This is a genomic window from Streptomyces sp. H39-S7 (genome assembly GCF_027158205.1).
Taxonomy (GTDB): domain Bacteria; phylum Actinomycetota; class Actinomycetes; order Streptomycetales; family Streptomycetaceae; genus Actinacidiphila.
The window spans coordinates 90626-111944 of sequence record NZ_JAPVLU010000022.1; the positions used below are offsets into that span (position 1 = coordinate 90626).

Annotated in this window: 19 protein-coding genes and 1 pseudogene; 8 read left to right on the forward strand and 12 right to left on the reverse strand. The window is 72.4% G+C overall.

The window, feature by feature from the left end; translation table 11 throughout:
- Positions 1-75: 75 nt before the first annotated feature.
- Positions 76-1302: a threonine ammonia-lyase gene (gene ilvA / locus O3X23_RS22230; RefSeq protein ID WP_269273235.1), complete on the reverse strand. Its 1227-nt coding sequence runs from the start codon at positions 1300-1302 to the stop codon at positions 76-78.
- A gap of 132 nt (positions 1303-1434) precedes the next feature.
- Here ilvA and O3X23_RS22235 point away from each other — a divergent pair, with 132 nt between their 5' ends.
- The 3 genes and pseudogenes from O3X23_RS22235 (at position 1435) to O3X23_RS22245 (ending at position 2998) form a co-directional block, all read left to right on the forward strand.
- A complete protein-coding gene (locus O3X23_RS22235) occupies positions 1435-1956 on the forward strand; it encodes a MarR family winged helix-turn-helix transcriptional regulator (RefSeq protein ID WP_269273236.1) in 522 nt (173 codons plus the stop codon).
- A gap of 191 nt (positions 1957-2147) precedes the next feature.
- Positions 2148-2615: pseudogene (locus O3X23_RS22240) on the forward strand (sigma factor-like helix-turn-helix DNA-binding protein); the annotation flags it as partial.
- A 134-nt stretch (positions 2616-2749) separates the two neighbouring features.
- On the forward strand, positions 2750-2998 hold the full coding sequence (locus O3X23_RS22245; RefSeq protein WP_269273237.1) for a hypothetical protein: 249 nt from the start codon (positions 2750-2752) through the stop codon (positions 2996-2998).
- A 27-nt stretch (positions 2999-3025) separates the two neighbouring features.
- Here the strand turns inward: O3X23_RS22245 and O3X23_RS22250 are convergent, their stop codons facing one another.
- Positions 3026-4189: a cystathionine gamma-synthase gene (locus O3X23_RS22250; protein WP_269273238.1), complete on the reverse strand. Its 1164-nt coding sequence runs from the start codon at positions 4187-4189 to the stop codon at positions 3026-3028.
- A 267-nt stretch (positions 4190-4456) separates the two neighbouring features.
- Between O3X23_RS22250 and O3X23_RS22255 the strand changes: the two genes are divergently transcribed.
- Entirely contained in the window at positions 4457-5515 is a 1059-nt protein-coding gene (locus tag O3X23_RS22255) for a hypothetical protein (protein ID WP_269273239.1), read from the forward strand.
- A gap of 69 nt (positions 5516-5584) precedes the next feature.
- A complete protein-coding gene (gene msrA / locus O3X23_RS22260) occupies positions 5585-6280 on the forward strand; it encodes a peptide-methionine (S)-S-oxide reductase MsrA (RefSeq protein ID WP_269273240.1) in 696 nt (231 codons plus the stop codon).
- Positions 6281-6340: 60 nt separating this feature from the next.
- Here msrA and O3X23_RS22265 read toward each other — a convergent pair whose 3' ends face one another.
- The 3 genes from O3X23_RS22265 to xylA all read right to left on the reverse strand — a co-directional run bounded on the left by O3X23_RS22265 (position 6341) and on the right by xylA (position 9834).
- The gene (locus O3X23_RS22265; protein ID WP_269273241.1) at positions 6341-7027 is read right to left on the reverse strand and encodes an ABC transporter ATP-binding protein; all 687 of its coding nucleotides are present in this window, start codon (positions 7025-7027) and stop codon (positions 6341-6343) included.
- 30 nt (positions 7028-7057) lie between these two features.
- Positions 7058-8500 carry an ABC transporter permease gene (locus tag O3X23_RS22270; protein WP_269273242.1) on the reverse strand — a complete coding sequence of 481 codons (1443 nt, stop codon included), beginning with the start codon at positions 8498-8500 and terminating at the stop codon, positions 7058-7060.
- A 164-nt stretch (positions 8501-8664) separates the two neighbouring features.
- The gene (gene xylA, locus O3X23_RS22275; RefSeq protein WP_269273243.1) at positions 8665-9834 is read right to left on the reverse strand and encodes a xylose isomerase; all 1170 of its coding nucleotides are present in this window, start codon (positions 9832-9834) and stop codon (positions 8665-8667) included.
- A gap of 77 nt (positions 9835-9911) precedes the next feature.
- Between xylA and xylB the strand changes: the two genes are divergently transcribed.
- Both xylB and O3X23_RS22285 read left to right on the forward strand, forming a co-directional pair.
- Positions 9912-11315, forward strand: a complete 1404-nt coding sequence (xylB, locus tag O3X23_RS22280) for a xylulokinase (protein WP_269273244.1) — start codon at positions 9912-9914, stop codon at positions 11313-11315.
- Between the two features lie 184 nt (positions 11316-11499).
- Positions 11500-12720: an ROK family transcriptional regulator gene (locus O3X23_RS22285; RefSeq protein WP_269273245.1), complete on the forward strand. Its 1221-nt coding sequence runs from the start codon at positions 11500-11502 to the stop codon at positions 12718-12720.
- A 93-nt stretch (positions 12721-12813) separates the two neighbouring features.
- Here the strand turns inward: O3X23_RS22285 and O3X23_RS22290 are convergent, their stop codons facing one another.
- Both O3X23_RS22290 and O3X23_RS22295 read right to left on the reverse strand, forming a co-directional pair.
- Positions 12814-14040 carry a L,D-transpeptidase gene (locus O3X23_RS22290; RefSeq protein WP_443047936.1) on the reverse strand — a complete coding sequence of 409 codons (1227 nt, stop codon included), beginning with the start codon at positions 14038-14040 and terminating at the stop codon, positions 12814-12816.
- A gap of 307 nt (positions 14041-14347) precedes the next feature.
- A complete protein-coding gene (locus O3X23_RS22295; RefSeq protein WP_269273246.1) occupies positions 14348-14731 on the reverse strand; it encodes a hypothetical protein in 384 nt (127 codons plus the stop codon).
- 101 nt (positions 14732-14832) lie between these two features.
- Here O3X23_RS22295 and O3X23_RS22300 point away from each other — a divergent pair, with 101 nt between their 5' ends.
- Positions 14833-15045, forward strand: a complete 213-nt coding sequence (locus tag O3X23_RS22300; RefSeq protein ID WP_269273247.1) for a hypothetical protein — start codon at positions 14833-14835, stop codon at positions 15043-15045.
- Between the two features lie 170 nt (positions 15046-15215).
- On the opposite strand, the gene hutH is transcribed toward O3X23_RS22300, so the two are convergent.
- From hutH to O3X23_RS22325, 5 genes are all read right to left on the reverse strand, one after another.
- Positions 15216-16769, reverse strand: a complete 1554-nt coding sequence (gene hutH / locus O3X23_RS22305; protein ID WP_269273248.1) for a histidine ammonia-lyase — start codon at positions 16767-16769, stop codon at positions 15216-15218.
- Positions 16770-16906: 137 nt separating this feature from the next.
- A complete protein-coding gene (locus O3X23_RS22310; RefSeq protein ID WP_269273249.1) occupies positions 16907-18061 on the reverse strand; it encodes a GGDEF domain-containing protein in 1155 nt (384 codons plus the stop codon).
- Positions 18062-18146: 85 nt separating this feature from the next.
- Positions 18147-18950: an enoyl-CoA hydratase/isomerase family protein gene (locus tag O3X23_RS22315; protein ID WP_269273250.1), complete on the reverse strand. Its 804-nt coding sequence runs from the start codon at positions 18948-18950 to the stop codon at positions 18147-18149.
- Between the two features lie 92 nt (positions 18951-19042).
- Positions 19043-20194, reverse strand: a complete 1152-nt coding sequence (locus tag O3X23_RS22320; protein ID WP_443047933.1) for an adenylate/guanylate cyclase domain-containing protein — start codon at positions 20192-20194, stop codon at positions 19043-19045.
- A 149-nt stretch (positions 20195-20343) separates the two neighbouring features.
- On the reverse strand, positions 20344-21207 hold the full coding sequence (locus O3X23_RS22325; protein ID WP_269273251.1) for a biotin--[acetyl-CoA-carboxylase] ligase: 864 nt from the start codon (positions 21205-21207) through the stop codon (positions 20344-20346).
- Positions 21208-21319: the final 112 nt, after the last annotated feature.

A 21319-nucleotide genomic window follows, 5' to 3' on the forward strand; every position in this document is an offset into this window, starting at 1 on the left:
TATCGCGTCAAGACCAGGACCCCGGAATCTTCGCGCACCGCCCGAAAGCGTTCGGGCGCCGACTCGAAGCAGGAGTCAGATGACCACGTACCCGGCACCCAGCAACGCGGCCTCGACCGCCTCGCAGTGCTCCGGCCCCTTGGTCTCCAGGTGAAGCTCGACCTCCGCCTCCGTGAGTCCGAGCCGGGGATCGGTCCGTACGTGGCTCACGTCCAGGACGTTAGCGTCCGCCTCTGACAACACCGCCAGAAGCGTCGCGAGCGCGCCCGGACGGTCCGTCACCCGCAGCCGCAGCGACAGGTAGCGACCCGCCGCCGCCATGCCGTGCCGAAGGATCCGCTGCATCAGCAACGGGTCCACGTTCCCGCCGGACAGCACCGCCACCACCGGGCCCTCGAAGGAGTCCGGATCCGACAGCAGCGCCGCCACCGGGCTCGCGCCGGCCGGTTCCACGACCATCTTCGCCCGCTCCAGGCACAGCAGCAGCGCGCTGGAGAGGGCGTCCTCGGAAACCGTACGGACTTCGTCGACCAGTTCGCGAATGATTTTGAAGGGGATGTCCCCGGGCCTGCCGACCATGATCCCGTCGGCCATCGTCGCCACCGCGTCCAGCGCCACCGGGCGGCCGGCCGCCAGCGAGGGCGGGTACGCCGCCGCGCCCGCCGCCTGCACACCGATCACCTTCACGTCGGGACGCAGCGCCTTCACCGCCAGCGCGACACCCGCGGCGAAGCCGCCGCCGCCGATGCCGACGACGATCGTCCGCACCTCGGGGCACTGCTCCAGGATCTCCAGGCCCACCGTGCCCTGGCCCGCGATGATGTCCGGGTGGTCGAAGGGGTGGATGAAGACCGCGCCGGTCTCCTCCGCGTACGCCTTGGCGGCGCGCAGCGTCTCGTCCACCACCTGTCCGTGCATCCGCACTTCCGCCCCGTAGTCGCGGGTCGCCGCGATCTTCGGCAGCGGCGCACCCACCGGCATGAACACCGTGGAGCGCACACCGAGCAGTGACGCGGCCAGCGCGACGCCCTGCGCATGGTTGCCGGCGCTCGCCGCGACGACCCCGGCGGAACGTTCCTCCTGTGTCAGGCCGGCGATCCGCACATACGCGCCACGCACCTTGAACGAGCCCGTACGCTGGAGGTTCTCGCACTTCAGGTGCACCGGCGAGCCGATCAGACCGGTCAGGTACCGACTGCCCTCCATCGGGGTCACCCGGGCCACCCCGGACAGCATCTTGTGCGCCCCGCGCACGTCGTCGAGCGTGATCGGGTGATGTACTGCGGGCGCCGCTCTGTCCATGCGCCCAGTCTCCCAGTTCCCGTCCCGCATCACCGCCGGACCCTGGTTTGTGCGGGATGGGTCTCATGGTGACCCGCTCCGCGTACTCTTCTCCCAACCTCCGCGAGACCGACAGAACGCGAGCTTCCGGCCATGCCCAATCCATCGGAGACGCCCTCCTCTCCCCCCCTCGACGAGGAGGGGCCCACCGAACTCTTCGAGCGCCTCCAGCACCAGGTCGCCCTCTTCGCCCGGCGCGCGGAACAGACCCGCCTGGGTGGTGTGGGCAAGGCCCGCAACTCCATGGACCGGGCCGCGTACCTGCTGCTCAACCGGCTCGACCGCGAAGGCCCCATGGGCGTCAAGGCGCTCGCGGAGGGCATGGGCATCGACTCCTCCACCGTCACCCGCCAGGTCGCCCCGCTCGTGGACACCGGCCTGGTGAAGCGCACCTCGCACCCCGAGGACGGCCGCGCCGTCGTGCTCGCGCTCTCGCCGCGCGGGCTGGGGCGGCTCGAAGAGGTCCGCAGCTCGCGCAAGGAGCTGATGGCCCAGGTCACGGAGGGCTGGAGCGAAGGCGAGCGGGAGACGTTCTGCGACCTGCTGGGACGGTTCAACCTGGCCCTGTCGGAATGGCACGCGACGACGGTGCAGGCCGGTCCGCCGGAGGAGTAGGCGGGGTCCGCCGGAGCAGCGGGCGGGTCGCGAGGGGCGAGCAGGCGGGTCGTGAAGGGCGAGCAGGTCGGGACGCGGGCAGGTCGGGACGGGCCCTTCCGGCACGTGACGACGGTGCGGCCGGGTCCGCCGGACGAGTCGATCTTGACGGGCCCTTGACCTGAACCGCCCACCAGGCGTCCACTGGCGGCGTGGGCACGCGCCGGGCGGCAGCGGAGTACCAACGGGACGTCGAGTTTCAGGCGTTCACCGCAGGAGCGGCGGGACGGCTTCTGCACGCCGCCACCCTGCTCACCGGTGACCCGGCCGCCGCCGAGAAACTGCTGGGAACCGTCCTGGCGCACACGTACGCGAACTGGTTCCGGACCCGTTCCGACGACCCGTACGACCAGGCCCGCACCGAACTCGTCCGGCGCTTCGCGTACCGGCCGTGGTGGCGCCGTCCGCACGGCGGGGCCCTGGACCGGCTCAGTGCCCAGGAGCGGCTGGTGGTCGTTCTGCGGCTGTTCGAGGGCGTCGCCGAGGAACAGGCCGCCGCGCAGCTGGGGCTGCCCGTGGAGCGTCTGCGGGCCATCTGCAACCGTGCCACGGCGACCCTCCGCAGCCGCCCCGCGCCGGCTCCGGCCCGGTCGGTGGCCGAGGCCCGCGCGGCGGCGGAGAGAGCCCGCGGAAAGCCGCCGGGGAGCCCGCCGGCCGGTCCGCCGGCCGGGCCTTCGGAGGGCCTTCCGGGCGGCCCGGCGGGGAGTCCCGGCGACAGCCCCTCCACCGCGGACGAGATCCAGGGAGCCGCGTCATGATGCCCCCGGACCGCAAGGAGGAGGAGGTCCGCCGGGTCCTCGACACCCCGCACCCGTACGTCCCCGCCGAGCTGGCCGAGCGGGCCGCCGAGCGCGGCCGCCGCATCCTGCGGCGGCGGCGCGCCGTGCACCGGCTGCTGTGGCTGCTGCTCGTCGCCGCGATCGTGACGGGCCTGGTGTTCGCGGTGCTGCAGTGGCCCGACCCGCAGCCGCTCGACACCACGCCGCCGGTGGACACCTGGTAGCGGGCCACCAGGTGTCCGGAACGGCTGCTAGCCGAGCGCCTGCCTGAGGTCCGCGAGCAGGTCGTCGACCGACTCGATGCCCACCGAGAGCCGCACGAGGTCCGCCGGGACCTCCAGGGCGGAGCCCACCACCGAGGCGTGCGTCATCCGGCCCGGGTGCTCGATCAGCGACTCGACGCCGCCCAGCGACTCACCCAGCGTGAACAGGCCCGCGCGGTTGCAGACCCTGACGGCCGCCTCCTCGCCGCCGTTCACCTGGAAGGAGATCATTCCGCCGAACGCCTTCATCTGCTTCGCCGCGATCTCGTGCCCAGGGTGCTCGGGCAGCCCCGGGTACAGCACCCGCGACACCTTGGGGTGCGACTGGAGCATCTCCGCGATCCGGGTGGCGTTCGCGCTGTGCCGGTCCATGCGCACCGCCAGCGTCTTGACGCCGCGCATCACCAGCCACGCGTCGAAGGGCCCGGCGATCGCGCCCATCGCGTTCTGGTGGTAGGCCAGCTCGTCGCCGAGCTCCGCGTCGGCGGCCACCAGCGCGCCGCCGACGACGTCGGAGTGCCCGCCCATGTACTTCGTCGTCGAGTGCAGGACGACGTCCGCGCCGAGCGCGAGCGGCTGCTGCAGGTACGGGCTCGCGAACGTGTTGTCCACCACCAGCCGCACGCCGGTGCCGGCGCCGCGGGCGATCTCCGCCAGCGCCGCGATGTCCGTGATGCCGAGCAGCGGGTTCGACGGGGTCTCCACCCAGATCGCCTTGGTGTTCGGCCGCAGCTGCGCCCGCACGGCCGCCGGGTCGGACGTGTCCGCCACCGACCACTGGACACCCCAGCGCTCGACGACCTTGCTGAACAGACGGAACGTTCCGCCGTACGCGTCGTTCGGGATCACCACGTGATCGCCGGGCGACAGGATGGTGCGCAGCAGGCAGTCCTCCGCCGCCAGCCCGGACGCGAACGCGAGCCCGCGCCGGCCGCCTTCCAGGGCCGCGAGGTTGGCCTCCAGCGCGGACCGGGTCGGGTTCGCGGAGCGGCTGTACTCATAGCCGCCGCGCAGCCCGCCCACTCCGTCCTGCTTGTACGTCGACACCTGGTAGATCGGCGTCACCACGGCGCCGGTCTGCGCGTCGGCAGCCTGACCGGCGTGGATCGCGAGGGTTTCGAAATTCTGGTGCTGCTGGTCGTGGTCGCTCATTCCCCCGAGCGTAGTCGCCCGACCCCGCCGACCGCCCGCCCGGACCCGGCCACCTGGCCCGTATGATCCGGTCCGGAGTTCGAACGCTTGTCCTGTGGGGGGACCTCTTTCCATGAGCGCAACCTTGCGCGCGCCGCGCGCTCTCCTGCTGCTGCTCCGGCCGGCCGTCCTGATCGTTCGCGGACTGTTCACGTTCCGCCGTGCCAAGGGTGCCCGCCCCCGCCCACCTCGGCCGTCCCGCCGGCCTCACCCAGGAGCCCTCAACGCATGGCAATAGCGCTGCTCGTCTTCGTCCTGCTCTGGCTGGTCCCCAGGCTCCGCCTGCGCTACCACCAGGCCATGGCCCGGAGGACGGCCACCCGACCGCCCGAGCCCGGCCTGGTGCCGAAGGAGCAGCAGGACACCACCCGTTCCGGCCCCGACCCGGTACTGGACGTCGCCCTGGCCGCCGGGCGGGCCGGCGATTGGCTGCCCGCCGCCCAGCTGCTCGCCGACACCGGCGACGACCCGATTCTCCGGGACCGCCGGGCCGAATGGCTGGGCAAGCTCGCGGCCTGGGACAACACCTTCTTGAAGGCCTGGCAGAAGGAACGGCCCGACGACCCGACCGCGGCACTCGTCGAGGCGCACGGGCTGGTCGGCCTGGCCTGGAAGCGGCGTGGGGGCCACTACGCACGCAGCACTACCCCGCAGCAGATCGAGGGGTTCTTCACCGTTCTGACCCAAGCACGGACCGCGGCCGCCCGCTCCGTGCAGCTGGCCCCCGAGGACCCCTGCGCGCGCATGCCGGAACTCTGGGTCGGGATCGGCTTCCGGTACTCGCACCAGGACTTCGCCACGATGTGGGCGCAGATCGACCAGCGTGCCCCTCACCACTTCCAGGCCCACAGCGCGGCGCTGCAGTACTTGTGCGCGAAGTGGCACGGTTCGGGTGAGCTGGCGAACGGCTTCGCCGCCAACGCCGCGGCCGGCGCTCCCCTCGGCAGCCTGCTCCGGTCCCTGCCGCTGATCAGCTGGTACGAGCACAACGGCCTGCACGGTGTGAAGCGCGCCGGCTACCGGGCGTCGTACCTGGTCACCCGGGTCGACGCCCTCCTGGCCGATGTGGCCGCCGCCCGCCCGGACCACCCCCAGCTGCCCGAGGCCCGGCACCTCCTCGCGTACTTCCTGTACAAGCAGGGACGCTTCCAGGAGTCCGCCGAGCAGTTCCGGCTGGTCGACGGCTGGGTCGACGCCCTCCCCTGGCGCTATGAGGCGGATCCCGCGGAGTCCTTCGTCGTCATGCGGAACCGGGCGATCAAGCGGGCGCTGAGGCGGGCGAAGTAATGGTGCGGAATCCCGCGGCCCGCTCGGACGTTCTCCGGTAGCGAGCCGATCCCGGAGGAGTTAACCCCCATGTTCCTGAACCGCCACAAGAACCACCTGCCCTCCGCCGACGAGGCCCTCAAGGGCCGCACACAGCCGGAATTCGACGTGCCCGCGCGCCACACCGTGCTGGGCAAGCAGCTGACCGGCCCGTATCCCGCCGATCTGGCGATCGTGGACTTCGGAATGGGCTGTTTCTGGGGAGCCGAGCGCAAGTTCTGGCAGACCCCGGGCGTGTGGACGACCCTCGTCGGCTACCAGGGCGGCCACACCCCGAACCCCTCGTACGAAGAGGTCTGCAGCGGTCTGACCGCCCACACCGAGGCCGTCCGCGTGGTCTACGACCCCGCGCTGGTGTCCTTCGCCGAGCTGCTGAAGGTCTTCTGGGAGTCCCACAACCCCACCCAGGGCAACCGCCAGGGCAACGACTCGGGCACCCAGTACCGCTCGGCCGTCTACACCCACACCCCGGACCAGCTGACCGGCGCCCAGGCCTCCCGCGACGCCTACCAGCAGATCCTCACCAAGTCCGGCTACGGCGACATCACCACCGAGATCCTCCCGGCCGGCCCCTTCTACCCGGCCGAGCCCTACCACCAGCAGTACCTCGACAAGAACCCCGACGGCTACTGCGGCATCGGCGGCACGGGCGTCGACCTCGACTCCCCGTCGGAGACGAACTGGGGCCGGTCCTGCCCGACCGGGATCGCCCCGGCCGGCGGCTGATCCGCACCCGTCCCGTCGGGGGCCGGGCCTTCGTCAGGTGGCCGGGCCCCCGACTTCCCGTTAGGTCGCGGGGACCCGCTCCGTCACCGTGACGCGGCCCTTGCGGATGGTGGCCAGGCGGGGGGCGCGTTTGGCGATGGCGGAGTCGTGGGTGACCAGGATGAAGGTCAGGCCGTGTTCTTTCCAGAGGCCTTCGAGGAGGCCCATGATGTCGTCGCGGGTGGCCTCGTCGAGGTTGCCGGTGGGCTCGTCGGCGAGGAGGACCTTGGGCTTCTTCACGAGCGCGCGGGCGATGGCCACGCGCTGCTGCTGACCGCCGGAGAGTTCGGAGGGCAGGTGGTTCAGGCGCTCCTCGAGGCCGACGGACTCCAGGGCCTCGACGGACAGCCGGCGGCGTTCCGCGGGCTTGATGCCGAGGGGGACGAGGGCGGTCTCGACGTTCTCCTGGGCGGTGAGCGTCGGGATGAGGTTGAAGCTCTGGAAGATGAAGCCGATGTTCTCGGCGCGCATCTTGGTGAGCTTGGCCTCGCCGAGTCTGGCGAGGTCGACGCCGTCGAACTCCACCGAGCCCTCGGTCGGACGGTCGAGGGCGCCGAGCATCTGCAGCAGGGTGGACTTGCCGCCGCCGGTGGGGCCCTGGATGACGAGCTGGTCGCCGTCCGCGATGGTGAGATCGACACCCCGCAGGGCCTCGACGGTGTCCTTGGCGCGACGGTAGCGCTTGGTGACGCCGGTCAGCTTGTACATGGTCAACTCCCTTGAGACTGAGGTGGGTGGCTATTCGACGCGGCGCAGGGCGTCCGCCGGGCGGAGCCTGGAGGCGCGCCAGCCGCCGAAGGTGCCCGCGATGAGGCCGCCGGCGACGGCGAGGCCGACCGACAGGGCGATGGTGCCGAGGCTGACGGGAGCGGTCAGCGCGATGTCCAGCGCCTTCGTCGCGGCCTGCCGGCCGGGTCCGCCGCCGAAGCCGCCACCGCCGCCACCCCGGCCGCCCGTGGAGGCGACCGACGCGGTCAGGGTCGGGCTGATGGCGGTGATGAGGTAGGCGCCGCCGAGGCCGAGCGCGATACCGAGGACGCCGCCGATGAGGCCGGTGACCAGGGCTTCGCCCATCACCTGACCGGTGACGCGGCGGCTCGTCCAGCCGAGCGCCTTGAGCGTGCCGAACTCACGCACCCGCCTGCTGACGGCGGAGGAGGTGAGCAGTCCCGCGACCAGGAACGCGGCGATCAGCACGGCGATGGAGAGCCACTTGCCGAGGTTCGTCGCCAGGTCGGAGGCGGTGGAGAGGGAACCGGAGACCGTGGAGGCGAGGTCGGCGGAGGTGGTGACCGTCGTACCGGGGACGTTCTTCTGGATGGCGGACTTGACGCCGTCGATCTGCTGCGAGTCCGTGGCCTTCACATAGACCGTGGTGACCTTGTCCTTGGCGCCGGCGAGCGTCTGGGCCTGCGTCAGCGGGACGTAGACGCTGGCGGCGGAGTCGCCGCTGTCGGCGGTCGCGATACCGATGACCTTGTACTTGACGGTCTTGATGGTGAGCGTGCCACCGACCGCGAGCTTGTTCTCCTTGGCGTAGGAGCTGTCGAGGACCGCGACGGCGGCGTTGGACTGCGCGGTCGTGAAGGACGTACCCGAGGTGATCTTCGAGGAGGTCAGCGGACCGAGGGTCGGCTTGGAGACGTCCACGCCGTAGACCGAGTAGTTGTTGACGTCGAACTGCGCGCCGCCGCCCTGCACCTCACCCGGCGGCTGCGCACCGCCACCGCCGCGCCCGCCGCCGGTGGTCTGGCCCTGCTTGACCTGCCCCCGGTCGAACTGCCCGTTGACCTTCAGCACCCGAAGGCTCAGCCCGCCGACCGCGTCGTCCACGCCCTTCTGCCCGGCGACCTGGGAGACGACCGTGGTGGGCAGCGACTCGAAGCCCTGCACCATCACCTGGTCGCTGCTCTGCTCCTTGGAGCCGTCGGTGGCGCCGAAGTTGAACCTCGGACGCCCGGCGGCCCCGGTGGTGCCCTGCGCGGCGGCGGCCTTGGTGACCGTCATGTCGGTCCCGAGCCCGTACAGGGACTGCAGGACCTTCCCCTGCGCCACCTGCATCCCCGCGGAGGCCGAGTTGACGGTGATGACCAGCCCGATGCCGAGCGCCAGACCCAGCGCGATGACCAGCGCCGCTTTTCTGCGACGCCGCAGTTCGCGCCGGAGATATGTGAAGAACATGCGATTCCTCGCCGTTGCCACCCCCGGCCAGGACTCGGGGGGATGAATGGGGACGGCGGGAGTACGAGAGGGTCTTGCGAACCCTCTCGTACTCCCGCTGCGCCGTCACGGTAGGAACACGCGGTGATGAACGGGTGAGGTGCGGCTGAGAGCCTGATGAGAAATCAGCGGGCACCGAGCAGGTGGTCCATCGCCAGCTGGTCGAGCTGCTCGAACGCCATGCCCTTGACCGCCGCCGCCTCGACGTCGAACTCCTCGAACGCGGAGCGGTCGCCGAGCAGTTCGGCCAGGGTCTCGCCCTCGCCCAGCGTCGGCTGCGCCAGCTCGTCGAGCCGGGACGCCCTGAGGGCTTCCTGGACGGCCGGGTCGGCGCGGAACGCGGCGGCGCGCTCCTTGAGCAGCAGGTAGTTGCGCATGCAGCCCTCGGCCGAGGCCCAGACGCCGTCGAAGTCCTCGGTACGCGGCGGCTTGAAGTCGAAGTGCCGGGGCCCTTCGTAGCCGGCGGTCTCCAGCAGGTCGACGAGCCAGAACGCGTCGCGCAGGTTGCCCGCGCCGAAGCGCAGGTCCTGGTCGTACTTGATGCCGGTCTGGCCGTTGAGGTCGATGTGGAAGAGCTTGTCGTGCCACAGCGCCTGCGCGATGCCGTGCGTGAAGTTGAGCCCGGCCATCTGCTCGTGGCCGGTCTCGGGGTTCACCCCGACCATCTCCGGGTGCTCCAGCTCGTTGATGAAGGCGAGCGCGTGGCCGACGGTCGGCAGCAGGATGTCGCCGCGCGGCTCGTTCGGCTTGGGCTCCACGGCGAACCGCAGGTCGTACCCCTGCCCCAGCACGTACTCGCTGAGCAGGTCGAACGCCTCCTTCATCCGGTCCAGCGCGACCCGGACGTCCTTCGCCGCCCCGGACTCCGCGCCCTCCCGGCCGCCCCAGGCGACGTAGACCTGCGCACCGAGCTCGACGGCGAGGTCGATGTTGCGGATGGTCTTGCGCAGCGCGTACCGCCGGACGTCGCGGTCGTTGGACGTGAAGGCGCCGTCCTTGAAGACCGGGTGCGTGAAGAGGTTCGTGGTGGCCATGGGCACCACCAGACCGGTCGCGTCCAGGGCCTGCCGGAAGCGCTTGATGTGCGCCTCGCGCTCGACCTCGGTGGCGCCGAACGGGATGAGGTCATCGTCGTGGAACGTCACGCCGTACGCGCCCAGCTCGGCGAGGCGGGTGACGGACTCGACCGGGTCGAGGGCGGGACGGGTCGCGTCGCCGAACGGGTCACGGCCCTGCCAGCCGACCGTCCAGAGGCCGAAAGTGAACTTGTGATCCGGGGTGGGGGTGAGACTCATGACGCTTGCTCCTATTCGTAAGACCGTTAAACAAATTAGTATGCGGAAGCCGCGATGGGAAGAGAGAGGGTCGTTTCATGGAGTCAACGGTCGTGATCGGGGTGGACAGCTCCACCCAGTCGACGAAGGCGCTGGCGGTCCGCGTGGACACCGGCGAGGTGCTGGCACGCGCCCGGGCACCGCACGCGGTCAGCGGGGGCGGGAGACGGGAAACCCACCCGGAGGTCTGGTGGCAGGCCCTGACCAGCACCCTCACCGAGCTGCGGGCCCAGGTGACCACGGCCCCCGGAGCGATTTCCGTCGGCGGGCAGCAGCACGGCCTGGTCACCCTCGACGCGTCAGGAGCGGCGCTGCGGCCCGCCCTCCTCTGGAACGACGTGCGATCGGCGCCCCAGGCCGAGGCACTCGTCGCGCGCTTCGGCGCGAAGCACTGGGCCGAGCGCTTCGGCTCGGTGCCCGGCGCCGCCTTCACCGTCGCCAAATGGGCCTGGCTGCGCGAGAACGAACCGGCCGTCGCCGCCGCGACAGCGGGCGTGCGGCTGCCGCACGACTTCCTCACCGAACGGCTGACGGGTCAGGCCGTCACGGACCGCGGCGACGTCTCGGGAACCGGCTGGTGGGCCTCGGACACCGAGACCTACGACGACGCCGTCCTCACCGCCGTCGACCTCGACGAGGCACTCCTCCCCCGCGTGCTGAACCCGGGCGGGTCAGCGGGCCCAACGCTCCACGGCCTCCCCCTCCCGCCCGGCATCCCGGTCGCCTCCGGCACCGGCGACAACGCCGCGGCCGCCCTCGGCCTCGGCCTGGCCCCCGGCCGCGCCGCGCTCAGCCTGGGCACGTCGGGCACCGTCTACACCCCCTCGGTCAACCGCCCCGCCGACCCGACGGGCACGGTCGCCGGCTTCGCGGGAGCGCACGGCGGCTGGCTCCCGCTCGCCTGCACGCTGAACTGCACACAGGCTGTGGACAAGATCTCCCAGCTCCTCGGCATCACCCGGGAAGCGGTCGAGCCCAACACCGCGATCACCCTCCTGCCCTTCCTCGACGGAGAGCGCACCCCCAACCTCCCCCACGCCTCGGGCACCCTCACCGGCCTGCGCCACGACACCACGCCCGGCCAGATCCTCCAGGCCGCCTACGACGGCGCCACGTACACCCTGCTCACCGCCCTGGACCTGGTCCTGGCAGTCGACGACCGGCCGTCCGACGAACCTCTCCTCCTGATCGGCGGCGGCGCCCGCGGCACCGCCTGGCGGCAGACCGTCCGCCGGCTGTCCGGACGCGCGGTCCAGATCCCCGACGCCGACGACCTCGTAGCCCTCGGCGCCGCCGCCCAGGCAGCCGCCCTGCTCACCGGCGAATCGCCCGCGGCGATCGCCACCCGCTGGGGCACGGCGGCAGGACCGGTCTACGATCCGATCGAACGCGACGACGCCGCGCTGGAATACCTGGCCGCAGCACTGGAAGCCACCAGCTGACGCGGCGTTCCGGGAAGCCGCCGAGCAACCGCCCCAACGGGTGGCTCGAACCGAAGGGGGACGGGTCCGCAGGTGCAGGAGTCCGAAATGCTGCCGTGTATTTGTGGGCGGCCACGCCCGTAAATATACGATTTCGGACCCCTGCACCGGAGGGCCCGGCCCCCGACCCGAAGAACGGAGCCCCGTGGCCAACGGAACCGGCCCCCAGGCCGCCCTGCGCCGCCGCAACCTGTCCAGAGTCCTGCACGCCGTCGCCACCGGCGACAAGTCCCGGGCAGCGGTCGCCGCCGAGGTCGGCCTCACGAGGGCCACGGTCTCGACGCTCGTCGACGACCTCATCGCGGCCGGCCTCGTCTCGGAGCTCGGCGCGCAGCGCCCCGGCACCGTGGGCCGCCCCGGCACCGCCCTCGCGCTCAGCGCGCGCGGCCCCGCCGGGATCGGCGCCGAAGTGGGCGTGGACCACCTCGCGGCGTGCGTCGTGGACCTGCGCGGCACCGTGCGGGCCCGGGCGACGGTCGAGTCCCGCAACCGCGGCCGGGCCGCCGCTCAGACGCTCGGGGAGCTGGAGGGGCTCGTCCGGCAGGTGACGGAGGAGGCGGTGGGGCTGGGGCTGCGGCCGGCCGGACTGACCGTCGCGGTCCCCGGCCTGGTGGGCCGGGACCACCACACGGTGCTGCGGGCGCCGAACCTCGGCTGGAAGGACGAGCGCACCACGCTCACCGTCGAGAACGAGGCGAACCTGGGTGCGCTGGCGGAACTGTGGCTGAGCGGCGGGGAGACCCCACCCGGCGCCTCCGGCACCCCCGGCACCCCCGGCACCCCTGAGACACCCGGCGCCCCCACCGCCCGGACGCCCCTCACCGACTTCATCCACGTCTCGGCGGAGATCGGCATCGGTGCGGCCCTCGTCATCAACGGCGGCCTCTTCCGCGGAGCGCGCGGCTTCGCCGGCGAGCTCGGGCACGTCCCGGTCTACCCGGATGGCCCGCGCTGCTCGTGCGGGGCGCGCGGCTGCCTGGAGCAGTACGCGGGCGAGGAGGCGGTGCTGCGGGCCGCGGGCATCGCCCCGGAGCTGCCGGGGCGCCTCAAGGCGCTGCGCACGGCGGCCGCGGACGACGACGCGCCCGCGCTGGCGGCCCTGGAGGCCGCCGGCCGGGCGCTCGGCATCGCGCTGAGCGGCGCCGTGAACCTACTCGACCCGCAGGCGGTGGTCCTCGGCGGCCCGCTCTCCGAGCTGGCGCCGTGGCTGCTGCCGGGTGTGCGGCGGGAGCTGGGCGAGCGCGTCACGGGCGGCGGCGCGCTGGTGGTCGAGTCCCGCCTGGGCCGCGACGGCGTCCTCCTGGGCGCGGCCTACAGCGCGATCCGCGCAGTCCTGGACGACCCGTCGGAATGGACGGCCCGCTAGGCCGAATCAGCCGGAAGCCGCGCAAGCGCAGGGCGCCGTCGCCCGCGCGGCGACGAACCCGACCGAAACCCGACCCTGCAGGCCGACCGCAGGTCAGGACGTGGCGCCCAGTGCCGATCCCGCGCTCCACGCGCTCCACGTCATGTTCCACCCGTTCAGCCCGTTGTCCGGCTGGACGGTCTTGTCGGGGGAGTTCTTCATGACGACGACGTCGCCGATCACCGAGTTGTTGTAGAACCAGGCGCCCAGCGTGTCCGGGTCCTTGGCGCCCTTGGCGTCACTGAGGCCTATGCAGCCGTGGCTGGTGTTGGCCGAGCCGAAGATCGACTTGTTGCCCCAGTAGTTGCCGTGGATGAACGTGCCCGAGGAGCTCAGCCGCATGGCGTGCGGGACGTCGGGGATGTCGTACTCGCCCGCGAAGCCGACCGAGTCGCCGTTCATGCGTGTCTGCGTGTACTTCTCGGAGATCACCATCTGACCGTTGTAGGTCGGGTGCTCGGTCGAGCCGGCGGAGATCGGGATGGTCTTGATCGTCTTGCCGTCGCGGACGATCGTCATCGTCTTGGTGTGGGCGTCGACCGTCGAGACCTGGGACCGGCCGACGGTGAAGTTGACGTCCTTGTTCTGGACGCCGTAGACGCCCGTGGAACCCTCGACGCCGTCGAGGTTCAGCTTGACGGTGACGTTCGAGCCGGCCTTCCAGTACTCCTGGGGACGGAAGTCCAGCCGCGTGGAGCCGAACCAGTGGCCCACGACCGTCTGGCCGCTGCTGGACGCCACCTTGATCGCGGACTCGACGGCCTTCTTGTTGGTGACGGCCTTGTCGAACTTGATCGACACCGGCATGCCGACGCCGACCGTGGAGCCGTCCTCCGGCGTGAAGTAGCCGATGAAGCTGTTGCTCGCGGAGACGGTGCCGAAGCTGGAGGTCTCGGTGACGGTGCGGCCCTTCGCGTCCTGCGCGGTGGCCGCGACCTTGTACTTCTTGCCGCGGTCGAGCGACGCGGCCGGCTTCCAGCTCAGCCCGTCGCCGGCTATCGCGCCCGTGACGGCCTTGCCGCTGACGACCTCGGTCATGGCGACCGCGGTGAGCTTGCCCTCGGTCACGGCGACCTTGGTGCCGCTGGCGATGCTCGCGTTGGTGGTCCCCGTCTTCGGGGTGATGACGATCTTGGCGTCCGAGGCGTCCTTGGCGGCCGCCGCGTCGACGTCCGCCTGCGTCTTGCCCTTGTCCGCCGCGGCGCCGCCGGCGTTGTCGGAACCGCCGCCGCACGCCGTGAGCGCGACCGCGCCGCCGAGCACCACCGCGGCGACCGTCAGTCCGGTGCGCCGCCTGCGCCGCGAGCGCGCGTGCTGGTCGGGCGTCGTGCCCTGGACGGGGCCGATGGCGGTGCCGGGCGACTTCACACAGATCTCCAATGCCTACGAACGCCCGTTCCCGACCCGCGTCCCCGCGGGCGACGGATCCGGACGAGATGGATCCGGAAACGAGCCTCTTCCATACCCAGAGGAACACGGACCGCTAGGGGTCCGTTCCGTTTGTCCGGAAAGTGTGTCGAGGCCCACGTACGGAACCCCGGGCCGCCGAACGGCCCGGGGTCGGGGAGATGTGCTGGTCAGACCGCCATCAGGCCGTCGTAGTGGCCTCCTGGACGTCCTCCTCGGCGTCCTCCTCGGCGGCATCGTCGTCGTCGTACATGTCCCACTCGTCGGACTCGGGGTCGTACTCGGTGTGCGCACAGGACCACGAGGCCTGCACGAGTTCGATCCCGGGGACCGACGTGACCAGGTCGAACGGGTCGATGAGGTAGGCCAGCGCCTCGGACTCGTCCTGCTTGACGGCCGCCTCGGCGTGGGTCCGCTCCTCGGCGGGCATCTCCGCGTCGGAGGCGATGTGCTCCAGCGCGGCAGCGGTCATTTCCTGCTCTTCGGTGACCTCGAGAACGAGCTCGACCTGGAGTCGTACATAGCGCGGGCCACTCTCGCCACGGGGAATCTCAGTAGTGCTCATGCCACGGAGCGTAAACGCCGGAGCGCCGGCTTCCCACCAGGCACACCAGGTCACTACCATCGGCGTCTACGGTCAAGTCGCCGCACCCAATGGGGGATCCGTTGACCTCTCCTCTGGCTTCTCCGCGCCCGTTCGTCGCCGCCGCCGCGGCCTCCGTCCTGGCCGCGCTCTACTTCGTGCCGTCCGCCACCGCCAGCCCGGATCCTGCCCCTGCCGCGCAGGTCAAGGCGCCCGCGGCGGCCTCAGGACCGACGACTTCGACGACCGGGACACTCCATCTCCCGGCCACCGGCACGGCGGACAGCACCCCCTGACCGACCGTCGGGGCCGCGTGCCTCGTCGACGGTCCGGGGCCTGCGCCGAACACCGGCCGCCCCTCCCGCGCAGGCGCTCCGACGCGCCGGGGGACGCACACCCGCGGGTGTGCGCCCCCTCCGTCGTCACGCTCAGCAGTCGGACCCGCGGCCCCACGACTGATCAGGCGTCAGGCCAGCGGCCCCGTCACCGACTCGGCCGCCTCGGTGAGCTTTCCGGCCCGGACGAACGCGTACGCGGCCTCCAGGTCGGGTGACAGGAAACGGTCCGGGCCGACGCCGTCGATGCCCGCCTCACGGACCGCCGCCACGATCGCCCGGGTCGCCGGAGCGGGCCGCAGGCCGTTCCCGGTGAGCTTCTCGCGCATCTCGATGGCGCGGGTCGCGGCGAACAGCTCGACCGCGATGATCCGCGCCAGGTTGTCGACCGCGGTACGCAGCTTGCGGGCCGCGGACCAGCCCATCGAGACGTGGTCCTCCTGCATCGCGGACGACGGGATGGAGTCCACGGAGGCCGGGACCGCCAGCCGCTTCATCTCGCTGACCAGCGCGGCCTGCGTGTACTGGGCGATCATCAGGCCGGAGTCCACGCCCGGGTCGTCGGCGAGGAACGCCGGCAGGCCGTGCGAGCGCGACTTGTCGAGCAGCCGGTCGGTGCGCCGCTCGGCGATGCTGCCGAGGTCGGCGGCGGCGATCGCCAGGAAGTCCAGGACGTACGCGACGGGCGCGCCGTGGAAGTTGCCGTTGGACTCCACGCGGCCGTCGGGCAGCACCACGGGGTTGTCGACGGCGGAGATCAGCTCGCGGTCGGCCACCAGGCGGGCGTGCGCGAGGGTGTCCCGGCCGGCGCCCGCGACCTGCGGCGCGCAGCGGATCGAGTAGGCGTCCTGCACGCGCGGGGCGTCGTCCTGGTGGTGGCCGGTGAAGCCGGAGCCCTCCAGCACGCGGCGCATGTTCTCGGCGCTCGCGGCCTGGCCCGGGTGCGGGCGGATGGCGTGCAGTTCGGGCGCGAGGACGCGCTCGGTGCCGAGCAGCGCCTCCAGCGAGAGCGCGGCGGTGATGTCGGCCGCGGTGAAGAGCTGGGCGAGGTCCGCGCACGCCATCACGAGCATGCCGAGCATGCCGTCGGTGCCGTTGATGAGGGCCAGGCCCTCCTTCTCGCGCAGCTCCACCGGCTCGATGCCGGCCTCGGCGAGCAGCTCGCCGGCCGGACGAATCGTTCCGTCAGGGCCTTCGGCCACGCCTTCGCCCATCAGCACCTGCGCGCAGTGGGCGAGGGGTGCGAGGTCGCCGGAGCAGCCGAGCGAGCCGTACTCGTGCACGACGGGGGTGATCCCGGCGTTCAGGATCGCCGCCATCGTCTCGGCGACGACCGGACGCACACCGGTGCGGCCGGACGCGAGCGTCTTCAGCCGGAGGAACATCAGGCCGCGTACGACCTCGCGCTCCACGCCGGGACCCATGCCGGCGGCGTGCGAACGCACCAGGGAGCGCTGCAACTGGGCACGCAGCTCCGGGCTGATGTGGCGGACGGCCAGCGCGCCGAAGCCCGTGGACACGCCGTAGACCGGCTCGGGCTTGGCCGCCAGCGCCTCGATGACCTGCCGCGACGCGGCGATCCCGGTCAGTGCCTGCTGCGACAGTTCCACCTTCGCGCCGCCGCGAGCCACGGCCAGGACGTCGTCCGCGCTCGCGCCGTCGGCGCCGATGACCACGTTATGCATATTCATATTCACGCACCCTAGAGAGTGAATCGCTGCCTGTCACTCCTTACCTTCGCAGGCGATCTTGGCGGACCCTCCCCCACGACCGCTCGCGGCCGGGCACAGCCCGCCCGCACGCCCCTCCGTCCGTCCGTCCGTCAGGGCCGGTGCCCCCCGCGGATCCGTCGCCGCTCCCCCTCCGGCGCGGGCGGCTGGTCCGCGAGGCGTACGACGGGGTCGTCCGGGCCGCCGCGCCCGGCGACGACGGGCGTGGTCGAGCGCAGCGCCTTGGCCCGGTACTGGGCGGCGTCCGCGAGGCGGAAGAGCCGGCGGGCGGTGCGTACCGGCCCGATCGGGTCGCCCGTCGAGGCGACCCCGCACGCGACGCCCTCGCCCACGTCCAGCTCGGCGGCCCGCCGGCACAGCTCCTCGGCCGCGCCCACCACCTCGTCCGCGCTCTGGCCGACCGCGAGGAGGCAGAACTCGTCGCCACCGAGCCGGGCCGCCAGGCTTCCCGGCAGGAGCGCTCCGCACAGCGACAGGACGGAGCCGAAACGTTCCAGCAGTTGGTCCCCGACCGCGTGCCCGAGCCGGTCGTTCACCTTCTTCAGGCCGTTCAGATCGCACACCACCAGGCTCACCACGGTTTCGGCCACCCGGTGCAGCTCCAGTGCCTCGTCGAGCCGGACATCGACCGCGCGCCGGTTCCCGAGCCCGGTCAGCGGGTCGGAGAAGGCCAGCCGCTGCACCTCGGCGAGCCGTTCGGTCTGCGAGATCCCGGCCGCGATCACGGCGGCCAGGACGGTCGCGAAGTCCGCGTCCTCCCGGTCGAAGACCGGCTCTCCCGCCCCCCGCGCCACGTACAGCTCGCCCCAGGCGCGCCCGTGCAGCACGATCGGCGCGACGACGCAGCAGCCGCGCCCGCGCCGCCGCAGGGCGGCGACCCGCTGGTGGCAGTACGCGCCGGTGCCCTGCGGCGCGCCGTCCGCCGTCTCGACCCAGGCGTGCGGTTCCCCGCCGCCGGCCCATTGCCCGTGCAGGAACTCGACGATCTCCGGGAAGTCGTTCACGGGATAGGTCTCGTCCTGCGGCTCCGGGAGCTCGCCGGGTGCCAGGTCGCCGTCGTTGACGAGCACCCTGAGCTGGCCCGATCCCCGTTCCCACGACGACAGCGCAGCGAACGACCCGCCCATCGCGCAGCGCGCCTTGGCGGCGGCCACCCGTACCGCCTCGCCCGGGTCCTGAGCGGCCGCCATCCCCTGCGCCAACTCCACGACCGCTCGCAGCCGCCGATCGGCCGTCCCGTCACCCATCCCACCAGGTTAAGAACAAATGTCTGCCTTGGGGCTGTTTGACTACTCCCTCAGCTGATTTACCTTTTGCCCATCAGCCTTCTGGTCACTCCCCCGGCCACTCCGGCGTCCGCTTCTCGTTGAACGCCGCCACGCCCTCGGCCCGGTCGCCGGAGAACGCGACCGTCCGCCACGCCGCGTCCTCGACGTCCAGCCCGGCCCGCAGATCCAGCCCGTGCCCCAGCCGCAGCGCCCGCTTCGCGGCCCGCAGACCCACCGGCGAGTTCGCCGCCATGCGCTCCGCGAGGGCCAGCGCGTCCGCGCGGTCCTCGCCCGCGGCGGCCAGGATGTCGACGAGCCCCAGCTCACGGGCCTCCTCGGCCGGCACCCGGCGCGCCGTGAAGATCAGCTCGGCGGCCCGTGCCGCGCCGACCCTGCGGGGCAGCAGCTGCGTGCCGCCGCCGCCGGGGATGACACCCACCGAGACCTCCGGGAGCCCCACCACGGCCGTGGCGTCCGCCACGATCACATCGCAGGACAGCGCCAGCTCGAACCCGCCGCCGAGCGCGAAGCCGTGCACCGCGGCGATCGACGGCATCGGCAGTTCCAGCACCGACGTGTACGCCGCCCGGGTGTGCGGCCGCTGCCGGCCGAGGTCGGCGTCCGTGAAGGAGTTGCGCTCCTTCAGGTCCGCGCCGACGCAGAACGCCCGCTCGTGGGTGGACGTCAGCACCACGACGCTGACCGTCCGGTCGGCGGCGAGCGCCGCACACGCCGCCGCCACGCTCCCGGCCATCTCCGTCGAGATGGCGTTCATCGCCTTGGGGCGATCCAGCACCAACTCCGCCACGCGCGCGCCATGCCGCCGCACGGCGACCCATTCCCCGAACCGCACTTCAGACTCCGTCATGCCCCGGATCATGCCAGCCCCGCCTGCCGCGCGGCAGAGCAGGCAACCCGGCCCGGCCCGGCGGGTTCGCTGCGCGGGGCCCGCGCGGGGCGTCAGGTTCTGCGGGTGAGCAGCCAGGGTTCGACGACCCCGAGGCCGCGGACCGGGCGGCGCCACATCGGCTGGAGGGCGAAGCGGTACTTGTCGTCCGCGGAGGCGTCGACCTCGGAGACGGGCGCGTCGCCCGCCTCGCCGAGCGCCTGCGCGAAGTCACCGTCGACGAGGACGGCGTCCCGTGGAGCTATGGACGTCAGACGGCTCGCGAGGTTCACGGTGGTGCCGAAGACGTCGCCCATCCGTGTCGTCACGGTCCCGAAGGCCATCCCGACGCGCAGCGCGGGCATGGACTCGTCGCCGGTCATCGTCTCGATGAGCCGCAGCGAGATCTCGGCGGCGGTGCCGGGGTCGTCGGCGACGTACAGCACCTCGTCGCCGAGCGTCTTGATCAGGCGGCCCCCGTACGCGGCGACCTGGTCGGCCGCCGTGGTCTCGAAGGCCTCGACGAGCTCGCCGAGCTCCTCCTCCTCCAGCCGCCGGGTGAGCCGGGTGAAGCCGACGAGGTCGGCGAAGCCCACGGCGAGCCGCCGGTCGACGGCCTCCTCGTCGTCGGACTGCACGACGCGGCTGGTGGCGGCGGCCAGCTGGCGCCGCCAGACGTAGATGAGGAACTCCTCCAGCTCGGGCAGGAGCAGTTCGACGAGCGGGTAGGCGACCTCGGCCCGCGTCATGCCGGGCTCGGGCGGCTCGGTGAGCCCTTCGAGGAAGGAGTCGGTCTGCCAGTCGGCCAGCCGGGCGGTGGTCTGGCCGGTGGAGCGGGCGACCTGGATGGCCATCGACTCGCTCAGCAGCCCGGCCTCGACGAGCCCGGCGAGGCGGCGCAGCGCGAGCACGTCGGCCTCGGTGAGCGCCTTCGCCTGGCCGATGTCGGCGAAGCCCATGGCGCGCCAGAAGCGGGAGGCGAGGTCCATCGAGACGCCGGCGGTGCGGGCCGCCTGGAACGGCGTGTACTGGCGGCCGGCGCCGAGGATGAGGTGTTCGAGGCGCAGCGCCAGCGGATGCTCGGCGGGATCGGTGGAGTCCGCGCCGTTACCGGGGTCGGCGGAGATGGCCGGGTCGGCCGGTTTGTCGGGGTCGCCCCCGTCCGGCTCCGGGCCGGTGCCCGGGTCCGTCGCGTGCGGGGGAAGGTCCGCGTCGTCCACGCTCACCCTCCGCCCCCTGTCAGATCCCTGCGCAATCCGTCCGAGCCCTTCCGATCATCAAGCCGACGCGCCGCCTCAACGATACGGCAGGTGTGCCGTAGCTCACGTCACCTGCCCGGTCCGCAAGACGCGGCGGTCGACGGCCCTACGCGCGCCTACGCCCGGCGGATGTGGACGACGTCGCCCGCGCCGACCGCCTGCTCCCCGTCCGCGGTGGCGAGCACCAGCCGGCCGTCGTCGTCCACGCCCACCGCGGTGCCGGCCAGCTCGCGCCCGCCGGGCAGCTCGGCGCGGACCTCGCGGCCGAGCGTCGCGCAGCCGGCCGCGTACGTCTGCTGGAGGCGGGAGGCGGCCGGGTCGCCGCCCGCCGCGCGCCATGCGGTGTACCAGTCGGCGAGGGAGCGCAGCACCGCGCGGAGCAGCGGGTCCCGGTCGGTGCCCTTGGCGCCGGCGAGGGCCAGCGAGCCGGCGGCGGGGACGGGCAGCTCGTCGGTGCGCAGCGACACGTTGATGCCGATGCCGATGACGACGCCTCCCCCGAACTCCGTCCGGGAGGTGCCCCCACCCGTGCGCTCGGCGAGGATGCCGCCGGTCTTGCGCTCCTCGCCGTCGATGGTCACCAGCAGGTCGTTGGGCCATTTGAGTGCCGTGTCGACGCCGGCCGCCCGCGACAGCGCGGTGGCGGTGGCCACCCCGGCGAGCAGCGGCAGCCAGCCCCAGCGCTCCACCGGCACGTCGGCCGGCCGCAGCAGCACCGAGAAGAAGAGGCCGGAGCGCGGCGGCGCCGACCACTGCCGGTCGAGCCGGCCGCGTCCCGCGGTCTGCTCCTCCGCGACGAGCACGGCGCCTTCGGCGGCGCCCGCCCTGGCACGTTCCGCGAGGTCGCTGTTGGTGGAACCGGTGGCCTCGACGACGTCGAGGGACGTCCAGGGGCTGTCCGGCGCGATGACCGCGCGGCGCAGCGCGGCCTCACCGAGAGGGGGGCGCTCCAGGTCGGACCAGCGGTTGGGAGTCGTCATCCGTTCAGATTAGGAGAAGACCCGTGAGCGGAGTGTGTCCAACGCCGCACTGCTGGAGAAGCAGTCGCGCCGTTACGCTACGAAACAGCGTTACTCGCCAGTCAAGTAGGAC